General features: G+C 45.1%; 13 protein-coding genes. 7 read left to right on the plus strand and 6 right to left on the minus strand.

What is annotated here, in order from left to right; all coding sequences use genetic code 11:
• Positions 1–298: 298 nt before the first annotated feature.
• The 3 genes from Q384_RS06300 to Q384_RS06305 all read right to left on the minus strand — a co-directional run bounded on the left by Q384_RS06300 (position 299) and on the right by Q384_RS06305 (position 2,135).
• Positions 299–643: an avidin-fold protein gene (locus tag Q384_RS06300; protein ID WP_037586625.1), complete on the minus strand. Its 345-nt coding sequence runs from the start codon at positions 641–643 to the stop codon at positions 299–301.
• A gap of 158 nt (positions 644–801) precedes the next feature.
• Positions 802–1,065, minus strand: coding sequence for an excalibur calcium-binding domain-containing protein (locus Q384_RS14505; RefSeq protein ID WP_084224414.1), 264 nt, complete (start codon positions 1,063–1,065; stop codon positions 802–804).
• Positions 1,066–1,466: 401 nt separating this feature from the next.
• A complete protein-coding gene (locus Q384_RS06305) occupies positions 1,467–2,135 on the minus strand; it encodes a sulfite exporter TauE/SafE family protein (RefSeq protein ID WP_037586626.1) in 669 nt (222 codons plus the stop codon).
• 182 nt (positions 2,136–2,317) lie between these two features.
• On the opposite strand from Q384_RS06305, the gene lysM reads away from it, so the two are divergent.
• The gene (lysM, locus tag Q384_RS06310; protein ID WP_037586627.1) at positions 2,318–2,782 is read left to right on the plus strand and encodes a peptidoglycan-binding protein LysM; all 465 of its coding nucleotides are present in this window, start codon (positions 2,318–2,320) and stop codon (positions 2,780–2,782) included.
• A gap of 220 nt (positions 2,783–3,002) precedes the next feature.
• Here the strand turns inward: lysM and yihA are convergent, their stop codons facing one another.
• Positions 3,003–3,647: a ribosome biogenesis GTP-binding protein YihA/YsxC gene (gene yihA, locus Q384_RS06315; protein WP_037586628.1), complete on the minus strand. Its 645-nt coding sequence runs from the start codon at positions 3,645–3,647 to the stop codon at positions 3,003–3,005.
• Between the two features lie 157 nt (positions 3,648–3,804).
• Between yihA and Q384_RS06320 the strand changes: the two genes are divergently transcribed.
• The 6 genes from Q384_RS06320 to Q384_RS06345 all read left to right on the plus strand — a co-directional run bounded on the left by Q384_RS06320 (position 3,805) and on the right by Q384_RS06345 (position 12,296).
• Complete coding sequence (locus Q384_RS06320) at positions 3,805–4,434, plus strand: c-type cytochrome (RefSeq protein WP_037586639.1); 630 nt, start codon at positions 3,805–3,807, stop codon at positions 4,432–4,434.
• Between the two features lie 245 nt (positions 4,435–4,679).
• Positions 4,680–5,408, plus strand: coding sequence for a YebC/PmpR family DNA-binding transcriptional regulator (locus Q384_RS06325; protein WP_037586629.1), 729 nt, complete (start codon positions 4,680–4,682; stop codon positions 5,406–5,408).
• 107 nt (positions 5,409–5,515) lie between these two features.
• Positions 5,516–6,958, plus strand: coding sequence for an OmpP1/FadL family transporter (locus Q384_RS06330; RefSeq protein WP_037586630.1), 1,443 nt, complete (start codon positions 5,516–5,518; stop codon positions 6,956–6,958).
• Positions 6,959–7,074: 116 nt separating this feature from the next.
• Positions 7,075–9,441 carry a 3-hydroxyacyl-CoA dehydrogenase/enoyl-CoA hydratase family protein gene (locus tag Q384_RS06335; RefSeq protein WP_037586631.1) on the plus strand — a complete coding sequence of 789 codons (2,367 nt, stop codon included), beginning with the start codon at positions 7,075–7,077 and terminating at the stop codon, positions 9,439–9,441.
• Between the two features lie 80 nt (positions 9,442–9,521).
• Positions 9,522–10,598, plus strand: coding sequence for a prephenate dehydratase (pheA, locus tag Q384_RS06340; RefSeq protein ID WP_037586632.1), 1,077 nt, complete (start codon positions 9,522–9,524; stop codon positions 10,596–10,598).
• Positions 10,599–10,763: 165 nt separating this feature from the next.
• Positions 10,764–12,296 (plus strand): DUF2130 domain-containing protein, encoded by a 1,533-nt coding sequence (locus Q384_RS06345; protein ID WP_037586633.1) that lies wholly within the window; start codon positions 10,764–10,766, stop codon positions 12,294–12,296.
• 290 nt (positions 12,297–12,586) lie between these two features.
• Here the strand turns inward: Q384_RS06345 and rpsJ are convergent, their stop codons facing one another.
• Complete coding sequence (gene rpsJ, locus Q384_RS06350; RefSeq protein WP_037586634.1) at positions 12,587–12,898, minus strand: 30S ribosomal protein S10; 312 nt, start codon at positions 12,896–12,898, stop codon at positions 12,587–12,589.
• A 12-nt stretch (positions 12,899–12,910) separates the two neighbouring features.
• Positions 12,911–13,321 (minus strand): EF-Tu C-terminal domain-related protein (locus Q384_RS06355; RefSeq protein ID WP_037586635.1); only part of this gene is annotated, 411 nt, incomplete at its 5' end.

A 13,321-nucleotide genomic window follows, 5' to 3' on the forward strand; every position in this document is an offset into this window, starting at 1 on the left:
GTTGAAAATTATTTTACCAAATTAAAAGAACATAAGCGAATTACAATGATAGCCGATAAAACAGATTTGTTTTTTTTCGGCTATGATTTATTTGTGTGCTGTAGAAATCAATTCACGCTGAGTTTTAAATACCCACAGACCCTGATACATTATTAAATCAAAGAAAACTGGCGAAAATAACACTGAGGCGAAAAACTGCACAAAAATTATAAAACCAACTGCGATTTTTCTTAATCTGAAGGTGTTGCTGCACCCGAAACATATGCGGATTTATTATGTTTGGCACCATCACACTTCATTATTTTTCTATTATTTTTGATTCTCCTTTTGTTTTATCTCCATTTGTCCACTCCCATTTTTCCAATAATTCTATTTTCCCATTTTTCAATACTTTTGGTTCTGACTCACATCTTCCTGTTCTGATTATTTTTTTATTATTTATGTGTTCGTAGTGAAAATTTAATATCCCATTCTCTTGTATATAACCAACTAAAAATCCCTTAATTATTTTTCCACCATAATATTCCGCCCATATATATTCATCTTTTTGATGATAATAAAATACAGTTTCTTCATTAACCTCTCCATTTTCCGTGTTTGATGCGCTAATAAATATCTTATTATTAAAATTTATTTTTTCCATTTTAAGATATATAAATTCTCAAAGGGTTTTTAAGCTACTATGCGATGCTTGAATTTTATGAGTTGTTCGCCTACAAATCCTCCTATCTGTTTTAACATTTAAGTAAGTTAAGCAACAACCATACCACTTGGACGAATAGTTAGACATTGCGCGGATGATCAATTACACCACTGCTGCTCACAAGGCACGCCGTCATTATCGCCGTCCATCTTGGTATTGGGACAGTGCCTGATAAAGTAAGTGGCCTCCGCACAGGAATGCATTTGTGAACAATGCGTCCGACCATCGCAGCTAAACTGCTCTTGGGCTGGCACTGGAGTAGACAGCGGAACAGATGTAAATGAAGCAGCATCAACAGGAGCATTCATAGATTGCCACTTGCCATATCCGAACCAAGCAACTGAACACAGAATGATAAACATCAATAAATTTTTCACGCATGACCCTCTAACTCACAAGACTTAACGAACAGCATACATCTTGGCAGATTACACTCGACCATAATCAGCCACGCAAATATTTCAGCATCTAATTTGGTATTGGCAGCCGACAATACACTTTATTTTTCTCCGCCCACATTTAAATACTGTAAACGACATTATTTTATTTAGAACCCATATTCAAAAAAATTCTTAATAAAATCATATGATGTCAAAAAACGACTCAATCATCGCCCATTGGCTATCTGTCAAATCACTCGGGTACATAAAGGATTACCTACTATCTTAATTTATCTGCTAATTATACGCCATATGATTTTATTAAGAATTTTTTGAATATTGGTTCTTAAACATTATTGAACATAGGTTCTTAATTTTCCGCATCAAAACCATATTTTTTTCAATTGCCACAAAGCCCAGCACACCAGCAACAAACCCATTGCCAAGCGTACTTTCCGCCGATTCAGCCAGTCTTTTAGTTGTGCAGCAAATACACCCATTGCCAATAAATTGGGTAAAGTACCCAACCCAAACGCCGCCATATTCAATCCACCGGACAGTGCATCACCGCTACTCAAAGCATAGAGCGATGCACTGTAAACCAAGCCGCACGGCAGCCAGCCCCACAGAAAACCCACGCCAACACACGCACTCAAACTTTGTATCGGCAACAACCGATTTAATATCGGATTCAACCGCTGCCAAATCGGTTTGCCCAAACGTTCTGCATAAATAATCCACTGTGACAAACCCGCCACATACAAGCCCAATAAAATCAAAAGTACATTGGCAAAAACAAATAAGCCCATTTGCAAAGTGCGCGTTTTATCCAAAGACAAGCCCAATTGACCCAAAGCACCCAACAGCACACCAATAAATACATAACCGCTGATACGCCCCAAATTCAGCAGCACAATTAACTTCACACGGCTGATGCGTTCAGGCAGCTGCAAAGCAAACGCACTGCTCAAACCGCCGCACATGGCAACACAATGCCCGCCGCCGAGAAATCCGATGAGTAAAAGAGTCAGAAAAGAAACAGAGTCAGACATAATCAACCAACCGCTTCAAAGAACAAGGTAATAACAGTTTACAGGCTGGCTGCAAGTAAATTCAATCATAATTAAAATTATGTAAGGAAGTTTGCATTTTTCAATATGAGACCGCATTATAATCAACTGCATCTGAAATAGTTTTAGATGTATTTGAATTTTATGCTGACAGGAGTAATAACATGGGTTTGTTTAGTTTCATTAAAACCGCAGGTGAGAAATTATTTGGTATCAAAGAAGCCGCTGCTAATCCGGCAGAGACCAATGCAACCGCCGCTGCGTCAATCAAAAGCTATATTGAAAAACAAAATTTAGGCATTACCAATTTAGCAATCACTTTCGACAGCACCACAGGGAAAGTGGCTTTGGCAGGCAATGCACCCTCTCAAGAAGCCAGCGAAAAAGCCACTTTGGCAGCAGGCAATGTAGAAGGTGTATCTGATGTAGATAATAACTTGGTTGTGGCACAGCAAGCCGATGCTTCTCAATACCATGACGTTGTCCGCGGCGACACACTGTCTGCCATTGCCAAAAAATACTACGGCGATGCCAACAAATACATGAAAATTTTTGAAGCCAACAAACCCATGTTGAGCGATCCCGACAAAATCTACCCGGGTCAAAAACTGCGCATTCCGCCGCTGTAATATTTAATTTAAATGAAATTCCTTTCATTTAAAAACAGGAAGCCGATTTTCAGCTTCCTGTTTTTTGTTGAACACCATATCAATACATCACATCTACAGCCAAACCACTTTACTTTTTCATCACGCAGCAATCCGAAACAATTAAGCCCTGTTATGGCAGAAGCTGAAATGAAAAGCGGTATCTACATACAAAAAACAGCAGTTCAGCGATATTTCATTATTATTCCTGCTCATCTTTTTCCGCAACTTTTTCAGGCAGCCTATCTGCACATTGCTGAAACCACCCGCAAGCCACCGCTTCCACTTCTGCCATGCCCTGTTTTTTTAAGCTGGAAAACAATTGCACCGATACCATTTGTTTTTCTTGAAACGCTTTCAAGGCTTGTTTGACAGAAGACAAGGTTTTAATTTGCTCATTTTTGGATAATTTATCGGCTTTGGACAACAAAATATGCACAGGCTTACCCGTTACCGCAAAAAATTCCAGCATCTGTTTGTCTAAATCCAGAAGCGGGCGGCGTGCATCCATAATCAGCATCAAACCAATCAGCGGCTGCCGATGCTGTAAATAGTCGCCCAAAAGTTTAACCCAGTGCATGCGTATTGCCATCGGCACTTGTGCAAAACCATAGCCCGGCAAATCCACCATAAATCCGCCGCCAGGCAAAGCAAAAAAATTGATGTGCTGTGTCCGCCCCGGCGTTTTGGACACAAACGCCAAGCGAGTGCGACGAGTAAGCGTATTGATTGCACTGGATTTACCCGCATTGCTTCGCCCCACAAACGCAATTTCGGCGCAGATATCGGGTAAGTCGTTTAAATGGTTCACCGTAGTATAAAATTGGGCATTTTCAAAAAGCATCATTGGTATTTTCTTAAAGATTTAGTATAGAATAGCATGATTGTGAAAAAATTGGTTCGTTCGGTTTCCTGATAGAGTACTGCCGAAACCATTCAATTCAATGAAAATTAAAAAAGGTGTTGTGGGCATTTGCTTAGCAATACCAACACAGGAGCATTTCATGAAACGTTTGACCCTACTGAGCTTGGTATTGGTTTCCGGATTGGCTGCGGCGGCGGACGCAAATCTTGCTAACGGCGAGAAAATCGCCGCAACAATTTGCGTCTCTTGCCATGCGGCAGACGGCAACAGTGCTGTTGCCATGTATCCCAAATTGGCAGGACAAGATGCCGACTACATCATTCAGCAAACCCATTTAATTAAAGACAGCCAGCGCACCAACGGCGCGGCAGTCAGCATGATGCCCATGGTCTCCAGCTTGTCTGATGACGATATTCGCGATGCCGCGGCATTTTTCCGCGCACAGCAGCCCAAAGCGGGTGAAGCCAATCCCAAAGACAATATCGAATTGGGTGCAAAAATCTATCGCGGCGGCTTGGCGGATAAAAAAGTGCCGTCTTGCCTGTCTTGCCACGGTCCCAACGGTGCGGGTATGCCCGCAGGTTCTGTTGCCAAAGACGGCATTATTGCCTACCCGCGCTTGAGCGGACAGCACAAATCTTATATTACAGAACAATTGCAGTCTTACCAAAACGGTCAGCGTACCAACGCCACAATGGTTGATATTGCTCAGCGTTTAAATGCCCAAGAAATAGATGCGGTTGCCAATTTTATCCAAGGATTAAAGTGATTGTGTTCAGCATCATGGAATAATGCACACTCAAACAGCACAGGCACAACCGCTTGTGCTGTTTATTTTATCGGTGATGGTGCTGTTTTATCAAAGCCACTCATGAATGCAATACAGTGATCGTGATAAAATAAAACCGTATATCCATACCAAAGCCAAAATCTATTTCAGCATCTTGCTTTGGTTTTTTTGTATAAACACACCAATAAAGATTGCTGCCAACCTCTGGCAGCACAAGGACAGTTATGGCTGGACACAGTAAGTGGGCAAATATTCAACACCGCAAAGCCCGGCAAGATGCCAAACGCGGTAAAGTTTTTACACGCATTATTAAAGAAGTCACCGTGGCTGCCCGCATGGGCGGCGGCGATCCCGATGCGAATCCGCGTCTGCGTTTGGCAATAGACAAAGCCACCGACGCAAACATGCCCAAAGACAACGTACAACGTGCGATTGACAAAGGCACGGGCAATCTGGAAGGGGTGGAATATGTGGAACTGCGCTATGAGGGCTACGGCATTGGCGGCGCGGCATTAATGGTGGATTGCCTTACCGACAACAAAACCCGCACTGTTGCCGATGTGCGCCACGCATTTAACAAAAACGGCGGCAATTTGGGTACAGACGGTTCTGTGGCGTTTCAATTTGTGCATCAAGGCTATTTATTATTCGCACCCGGTGCAGACGAAGAAAAGCTAATGGAAGCGGCACTGGAAGCCGGCGCGGAAGATGTCATCATACAAGATGACGGTTCAATTGAAGTCATCACCGCACCCAATGACTACACCACCGTAAAACAGGCTTTGGAAGAAGCAAATTTCAAAGCCGAAGACGGTGAAATAACCATGCGGGCGCAGAATGAAATTGAATTATCGGGTGATGATGCAGAAAAAATGCAAAAACTCATTGATGCACTGGAAGACTTAGACGACGTACAGAATGTTTACACGACTGCCATTTTGAATTTTGATTAGTTTAAATTTTGATTAGTTGAAGCGTCAGGGGATACGCCTCGTACTTGAATCGGTGTTTCAGGCAGCCTCGCCCGCAGCACCGTCTTTTCTACATTAAGGAGACAACCATGACAACAACATTACCTCAAACCCTGAAAAAGAGTGCTTTAATCATCAGTGGTCTGTTTTTGGCAAACCAAGCCTTGGCATCGGGCTACCATTTCGGTACACAATCGGTAAGCAGCCAATCCACCGCCAACGCATCTGCAGCCGAAGCCGCCGATCCGTCCACCCTTTTTTACAACCCCGCCGGTTTAACCAAACTGGAAGGCACACAGGCCAGCATCAACATCAACGTCGTGATGCCCAGCGTTAAATACAAAGATGCCAAAGCGTATTACCCGGGGATGCCCGGCGGACAGCAGGAAATCAACACCGCCCCCGACGGCAGCACCAATGTATCGCGCAGCGGTAAAATCACCGACGATGCAGTACTCGCACCGCATGGCTATGTTTCACATCAAGTGAACGACCGCGTTTTCTTGGGTTTGGGCGTTTATGTGCCGTTCGGTTCCAGCACCGAATACCAAAAAAATTCCGTATTGCGCTACAACCTCAATCAAACCGGTTTGGAAACCATCGCCGTTCAGCCAACCGTTGCTTACAAAATCAATGACCAACACTCAGTAGCCGTCGGTTTGGTTGCACAGCACACCAAAGCCGAGCTGCGTCAATACGCCAATTTCGGTGCTTTTATCGGTGCAAACGGCATGGCAGACGGATCTGCCAATGTAAAAGGCAGCGACTGGGGATTTGGTTATAACTTGGCATGGCTGTGGGATATTAACGACAACGTGCGCATGGGTGTGAACTATCGCTCCAAAGTCAGCCACAACATCAAAGGCGATGCAAAATGGCTTTTGGAAGGACCTGCTTTTGCCAATCCGTCAGTCGAGCAAGGTATTCGCGACAGCGGCTATGTCAGCAAAGAAGGGGCACAAGTCAAAGTAGCCACCCCCGAATCTTTATCCGTTCACGGCATGTGGAAAGTGAATCCGAAGTGGAATGTATTCGGTGATGTTACTTGGACACGCCATTCGCGCTTTAATAAAGCACACTTAACCTACGACAACGGAAAAGTGGTTGCCAACCCGCAAACAGGCGGTCAAACCACCTCAAACGTTACCACGCTTAATCCGCAATGGCGCAATACGTACAAAGTATCGTTAGGTGCATCGTATCAAGTGAGCGAGCCTTTGCAGCTACGTTTCGGTTGGGCCTATGATCAATCACCGGTAAAAAATGATGATTTGCGCTTAGCAACCTTGCCTGATTCCAACCGCATGTGGTTCTCTGTGGGCGGAAAATACGACTTTAACAAAAACAACACCGTGAATCTGGCATACAGCTACCTGAAAATCCACGACAGCCAAGCCAACCTAAACGGCTGGTGTGGCGGCACAGCCATGGGACCGGGCTCTGAAGCCTGCGTATCCAGCCGCACCAACGGCACAGCCAAATTCAAGAGCCATGCCAGCATTGTGGGCGTTCAATATACCTACAAATTTTAACTTCACGCCATTTTAAGCGTTTAATCTTTTCGGTTTGAGCACAAAAAACGCTGACTCATCAGGCTGCCTGAAAATCATTTCAGGCAGCCCGTAACCAACTAAAACAGGGGTTTATTATGTCTCAACAAAAATTCATCATTCGCAAAGCCGCCGTTTTGGGCGCAGGTGTCATGGGCGCACAAATTGCCGCGCACTTGGCAAACGCCAAAGTACCCACACTGTTATTCGATTTGCCTGCCGCCGAAGGCGATAAAAACAGCATTGTCCGCAACGCACTGAATGCCCTGAAAAAACAAAAACCCGCGCCCTTGGCTCACGCTGCCGCGCTTGATTATATTCAGGCAGCTAATTACGACGATGATTTGGCTTTACTGCAAACTTGCGATGTGGTGATTGAAGCCGTTGCTGAACGTTTAGACATCAAAGAATCTTTGTACACCAAAGTTGCCCCGCATTTGGGCGAACACACCATTTTTGCCACCAACACATCAGGCTTGTCCATTGAAACCCTGTGTGCCGCCTTTCCCGAAGGTTTAAAACACCGTTTCTGCGGTGTGCATTTTTTCAACCCGCCGCGCTACATGCGCTTGGTGGAATTGATTCCCTGTGCCGACACCGCGCCGCAATATTTAGACAATTTAGAACGTTTTTTGGTGTCTGCATTGGGCAAAGGCGTGGTACGCGCCAAAGACACACCCAATTTTATTGCCAACCGAATCGGTGTCTTTTCCATGCTCGCCACCATACACAATGCCGAAAAATTCGGTTTGCGTTTTGACGTAGTGGACGACCTAACCGGTAAGCGTTTGGGACGCCCCAAATCAGCCACATTCCGCACCGCCGACGTAGTGGGTTTGGATACGTTTGCCCACGTTGCCAAAACCATGCAAACCGCACTGAATACTGATCCGTGGCATGAATTTTTCGCATTGCCGCAATGGTTGAATACACTGATTGAACAAGGTGCTTTGGGTGCAAAAACCAAAGCGGGCGTATTCAAAAAAGAAGGCAAACGCATCATGATGTTTGACCCCGCATCGGCAGCTTACGTACCGTCCAATCAACGCGGTGATGCGGCGGTAACTGATTTACTCAAAGAAGCCGACTGGGGCAAAAAACTGGCAGCCTTACGCAGCAGCGAACACCCGCAAGCACAATTTTTATGGGCGATTTTGCGCGATACTTTCCACTACATTGCCGTTCACGCCGCGGATGTTGCCAACACCGCCCGCGACATTGATTTTGCCGTGCGCTGGGGTTTCGGCTGGGATTTAGGTCCTTTGGAAATTTGGCAAGCGGCGGGCGTGAAACAAGTAACACAATGGTTGACCGACGACATCAGCGCGGGCAAAAGCATGAGTCAATCCGCCTTGCCGGCATGGTTAAACACCATTGATGCGTTTCACACAGCTTCAGGCAGCCTGAATTTCCAAACAGGACAATACGAGCCGCGATCGGATTTGGACGTGTACCGCCGCCAATATTGCCCTGCCCGCCTTTTGGGTGAACCCGTTAAAACACAGGGCGAAACCGTATTTACCAATGAAGCAGTGCGTGCTTTCACTTTAGATGGCAAAATTTTGGTGCTGGAAAACCACAATAAAATGCACGCCATCAACCGCACTGTGCTGGAAGGAATCAACCAAGCCATTGACATCGCCGAGCAGCAATATGATGCCTTGGTATTGTGGAATGAAGACGAACCGTTTTCAGTGGGTGCAGATTTAAAATCCATGATGCCGGCATTTGCCACCGGCGACTTTGCTTCCATTGAAAGCATGGTAAAACTCTTCCAAGATACCGCCATGCGTTTGCGCTACAGCCAAATTCCCACCATAGCGGCAATCCAAGGCTTTGTTTTCGGCGGCGGCTGCGAATTTGTAATGCACTGCGATCAAGTGGTTGCCGCGCTGGAAAGCTATATCGGCTTGGTAGAAGTCGGTGTTGGCTTAATTCCGTCAGGCGGCGGCTGTAAGGAATTTGCGCTGCGCTCGGCACAAAGCAATCATGGTGATTTACTGGCAGCATTGAAAGACAGCTACATGAATATCGCTACCGCCAAAGTCGCTACCAGTGCTTTGGAAGCCAAAGAACTGGGCTACCTTCGCCCTGATGCAATCGTGGTGTTCAACAGCTTTGAATTACTGCACATCGCATTAAACCAAGCACGTGCCTTAGCCGATGCCGGTTTCCGCCCTGAAGCACAAAAAACGTTCAAAGCGGCGGGACGCGCCGCTGCCGCATCAATTAAAGCGCAGCTGCTTAATATGCAAGCGGGCGGCTTTATCAGCGAATATGATTTTCATATTGCCTCACAAATCGCCGAGGTAATGACCGGCGGTGATGTGGACGAAGGTTCAATCGTTGATGAACAATGGATTTTAGACTTAGAACGCCGCGTATTTATGGATTTAATCCAACAAGAGAAAACGCTGGAGCGCATTGAAAACATGCTCTCTACCGGTAAACCATTGCGCAATTAAGCACCATACTCATTTTTTCAGGCAGCCTGTGCCTTGCAAACTACAGGCTGCCTGAAATCAGAGCCAAACACACCATCATCATGACCGAACAAGCACAAATCCAACCGCACCGCGATGCCATCGATAATATTGATGCCGCCATTTTGCAATTGCTCAACCAGCGCGCCGAACACGCTCACGCCATCGGTGAAATCAAAGGCACGGGAACTGTTTACCGCCCCGAGCGCGAAGCAGCGGTTTTGCGGCGTATTCAAAACCTCAATCAAGGGCCATTGCCCAACGAAGCTGTTGCCCGATTATTTCGTGAGGTAATGAGCGAATGTTTGGCAGTGGAACGCCCACTTACCATCGCCTATTTGGGACCGGAAGGCACATTCACACAACAAGCAGTAAAAAAACATTTTGGTCACGCCGCCCACACCCTGCCTTGTGCCTCTATTGATGAATGTTTTCGCCTCACTGAAGCCCGTCAGACCGATTATGTTGTCGCACCGGTGGAAAATTCTACCGAAGGGTCAGTGGGCAGAAGTTTGGATTTATTGGTTTCAACCTCACTGAAAGCCTGCGGCGAAGTGGTACTGCGCATTCATCATCATTTATTGCGCCGCTTGCCAAATACAGAAGGCTTGCACAAAGTGTATGCACATGCACAGGCTTTGGCACAATGCCATGAATGGCTGAATAAAAATTTACCCGAAAACGTTGCCCGCATTTCTGTATCCAGCAACGCCGAAGCTGCCCGTCTGGCCGCCGAAGACGACAAAGCCGCCGCCATTGCCTCTCAAGCGGCAGCAGAGCGTTATCAACTCATTAAAATCGCTGCCAACATTGAAGATGAACCCAATAACACCACGCGATTCTTGATTCTGGGACACCAAACCACCAGCCCAACTGCCTGTGATAAAACCTCATTAATCATCTCTGCACCCAACAAAGCCGGTGCAATACATGGTTTACTGCAACCGTTTTCCGCCTACGGCGTATCCATGACCAAATTGGAAAGCCGTCCCAGCCGCGCCGGTTTATGGGATTACGTTTTTTTCATTGATATTGAAGGTCATCACCAAGATCCCACTATTCAGGCAGCCTTAGCAGAACTGACAAACCGAGCTGCTTTCATGAAACTGGTGGGTTCATATCCAACAGCGGTGCTGTAATTCAAGACGTTATCTTATTGTGCTTTTGCTGAAAATGAAAAGTTAATACCATTGGGTGCTATTATCATAACCGCTTCAATTAAGTATCCATCAACCATGCCAAATATGATGTATTCATGAAGACTGCTGCCTGCGATTTCAGCCCTAGCCCTTAAGGAATTTTTTATGAATGAAATTCAATGTCCCCATTGCGGTGAAAAATTCAAAATTGATGAAAGTGCCTATATTGCCATTGTTGAACAAATCAAAGGCGCGGAATTTGAACGCGAATTACACCAACGGCTGACAATAATTGAAGACAAGAATCAATCAGAAATCGCCTTAGCAGAAGAAAAAGCACGCAACGCCGCCAAAGAAGATTTAACGGCATTAAAAACAAAACTTGACAATGCCGAAGCCGAAAAAGCACGGGCAATTGCCGAACTGACTGCTGCCAAAACCGAAGAATTATCCGCACTGAAAACAGCATTGGAAAAAGCAGAAACCGAAAAGAAATTGGCAGTCAATGAAGCCGTGAACCATATTGAAAAACAATGCACGGCATTGGAAAATAATTTAAAAATCAAAAAAAACGAGATTGCCTCGCAAATCACCTTGGCAGAAGAAAAAGCACGCAACGCCGCCAAAGAAGACTTGGCAGCATTAAAAGCAAAACTTGACAATGCCGAAGCCGAAAAAGCACGGGCAATCGCTGAATTGACTGCTGCCAAAACCGAAGAATTATCCGCCCTGAAAACAGCATTGGAAAAAGCAGAAACCGAAAAGAAACTGGCAGTCACTGAAGCCGTGAATCACGTTGAAAAACAACGCATGGTGCTGGCAAATGATTTAGAAATTAAAAAGCATGAAATTGCACTGGTTGAATCACAATGGAAAGACAAATACGCCGCTGAAGTCAAAAGCAAAGATGAAATGATTCAGTATTACAAAGACATGAAGGCAAAACTATCCACCAAAATGGTTGGCGAAACACTGGAGCAGCATTGTGAAATTCAGTTCAATCAATTGAGGGCAACTGCCTTTGTGAATGTATATTTCGAAAAAGACAGCAACATCAGCGACGGCAGCAAGGGTGATTATATCTATCGGGAAAACGATGAAAACGGCAGCGAAATCATCTCCATCATGTTCGAGATGAAAAATGAGCTGGACGATACCACTAATAAACAAAAGAACGAACATTTTTTCAAAAAACTGGATGCCGACCGCCAAAAGAAAAACTGCGAATATGCCATTTTAGTATCTCTGCTGGAAGCCGATAACGAGCTTTACAATAGCGGCATCGTTGATGTGTCGCACCGATACCCGAAAATGTATGTGATCCGCCCGCAATTTTTCATTCCCATGATTACACTCTTGCGCAACGCCGCCTTAAAATCTTTGAAATACAAATCTGAATTGGCACTCATCAAAAACCAGAACATTGACATTACCCATTTTGAAGAAGACATAGAGGCATTTAAAGAGGGCTTTGCCCGAAACTACGAGCTTGCCAGCCGAAAATTCAAAACCGCGATTGATGAAATTGACAGAACCATTGGTCACCTGCAAAAAACCAAAGATGCACTGTTATCATCAGAAAACAACCTGCGCCTTGCCAATAACAAAGCGGAAGACTTAACCATCAAAAAACTCACCCGCAACAACCCTACCATGAAAGACAAGTTTGACGCGTTAAAGCATGACAAAAAAGAATAACGCTACCCTGCGGCGACCTTAAGAATCTATATTTAATGATGAAAAAAATAGTTTGGCTGTATCATTTTCCCTGTTGAACGATGTCAATAAAATTTCGTGATATAGCTAAACTATTAAAATTTTCAAAATGATTAGCTGGAAAAACTATGGCTAATTGCCTGAAATCTGCTGAACTAAGTCATGTTTGCTTTTTTGAAAAAATAATAGTACAGCTATAACAACTTAATTACCAAAAGAAAAAGCGGCTGCACAAAACAGGCAGCCGCTTTTTTTTAAGTATCAATCAATTTTTACTGAACTTTAATTTCCACGTCCACACCGGCGGGCAAGTCCAATTTCATCAGGGCATCGGTGGTTTTGTCAGTCCAATCCACAATATCCATCAGCCGCAAATGGGTACGAATTTCCAGCTGTTCACGTGAAGTTTTGTTCACGTGCGGTGAGCGCAAGATGTCGAAACGTTCGATTTTGGTAGGCAGCGGAATCGGTCCTTTAACCACAGCACCGGTACGCTTGGCGGTTTCCACGATTTCTTGAGCAGAATGATCAATCAAGGTGTAATCATAGGCTTTCAGACGAATACGAATTTTTTGGTTTTTCATTATTCTGTCCTTTTACGCAATCACGGTAGCCACAACACCTGCACCCACTGTACGACCGCCTTCACGAATGGCGAAGCGCAAGCCTTCTTCCATTGCAATGGGGGCAATCAATTCTACAGTAATGGCAACATTTTCACCCGGCATCACCATTTCCACGCCTTCTGACAAGGTAACCGCACCGGTTACGTCAGTAGTACGGAAATAGAATTGCGGACGGTAGTTGGCAAAAAACGGGGTATGACGACCGCCCTCTTCTTTGCTCAATACATACACTTCTGCTTTGAATTTGGTGTGCGGGGTAATTGAACCGGGTTTAGCCAATACTTGACCGCGCTCAACTTCTTCGCGTTTAGTACCGCGCAGCAATACGCCGACGTTGTCGCCTGCCTGACCTTGATCCAGCAATTTGCGGAACATTTCCAC

Source organism: Stenoxybacter acetivorans DSM 19021 (assembly GCF_000745895.1).
Lineage (GTDB): Bacteria > Pseudomonadota > Gammaproteobacteria > Burkholderiales > Neisseriaceae > Stenoxybacter > Stenoxybacter acetivorans.

Coding starts and splice junctions, on each gene's coding strand:
- Q384_RS14505 (WP_084224414.1), bottom strand. CDS start 1,065: ATGTTTATCATTCTGTGTTCAGTTGCTTGGTTCGGATATGGCAAGTGG.
- Q384_RS06300 (WP_037586625.1), bottom strand. CDS start 643: ATGGAAAAAATAAATTTTAATAATAAGATATTTATTAGCGCATCAAAC.
- pheA (WP_037586632.1), top strand. CDS start 9,522: ATGACCGAACAAGCACAAATCCAACCGCACCGCGATGCCATCGATAAT.
- Q384_RS06325 (WP_037586629.1), top strand. CDS start 4,680: ATGGCTGGACACAGTAAGTGGGCAAATATTCAACACCGCAAAGCCCGG.
- Q384_RS06320 (WP_037586639.1), top strand. CDS start 3,805: ATGAAACGTTTGACCCTACTGAGCTTGGTATTGGTTTCCGGATTGGCT.
- Q384_RS06335 (WP_037586631.1), top strand. CDS start 7,075: ATGTCTCAACAAAAATTCATCATTCGCAAAGCCGCCGTTTTGGGCGCA.
- Q384_RS06330 (WP_037586630.1), top strand. CDS start 5,516: ATGACAACAACATTACCTCAAACCCTGAAAAAGAGTGCTTTAATCATC.
- rpsJ (WP_037586634.1), bottom strand. CDS start 12,898: ATGAAAAACCAAAAAATTCGTATTCGTCTGAAAGCCTATGATTACACC.
- Q384_RS06305 (WP_037586626.1), bottom strand. CDS start 2,135: ATGTCTGACTCTGTTTCTTTTCTGACTCTTTTACTCATCGGATTTCTC.
- lysM (WP_037586627.1), top strand. CDS start 2,318: ATGGGTTTGTTTAGTTTCATTAAAACCGCAGGTGAGAAATTATTTGGT.
- yihA (WP_037586628.1), bottom strand. CDS start 3,647: ATGATGCTTTTTGAAAATGCCCAATTTTATACTACGGTGAACCATTTA.
- Q384_RS06345 (WP_037586633.1), top strand. CDS start 10,764: ATGAATGAAATTCAATGTCCCCATTGCGGTGAAAAATTCAAAATTGAT.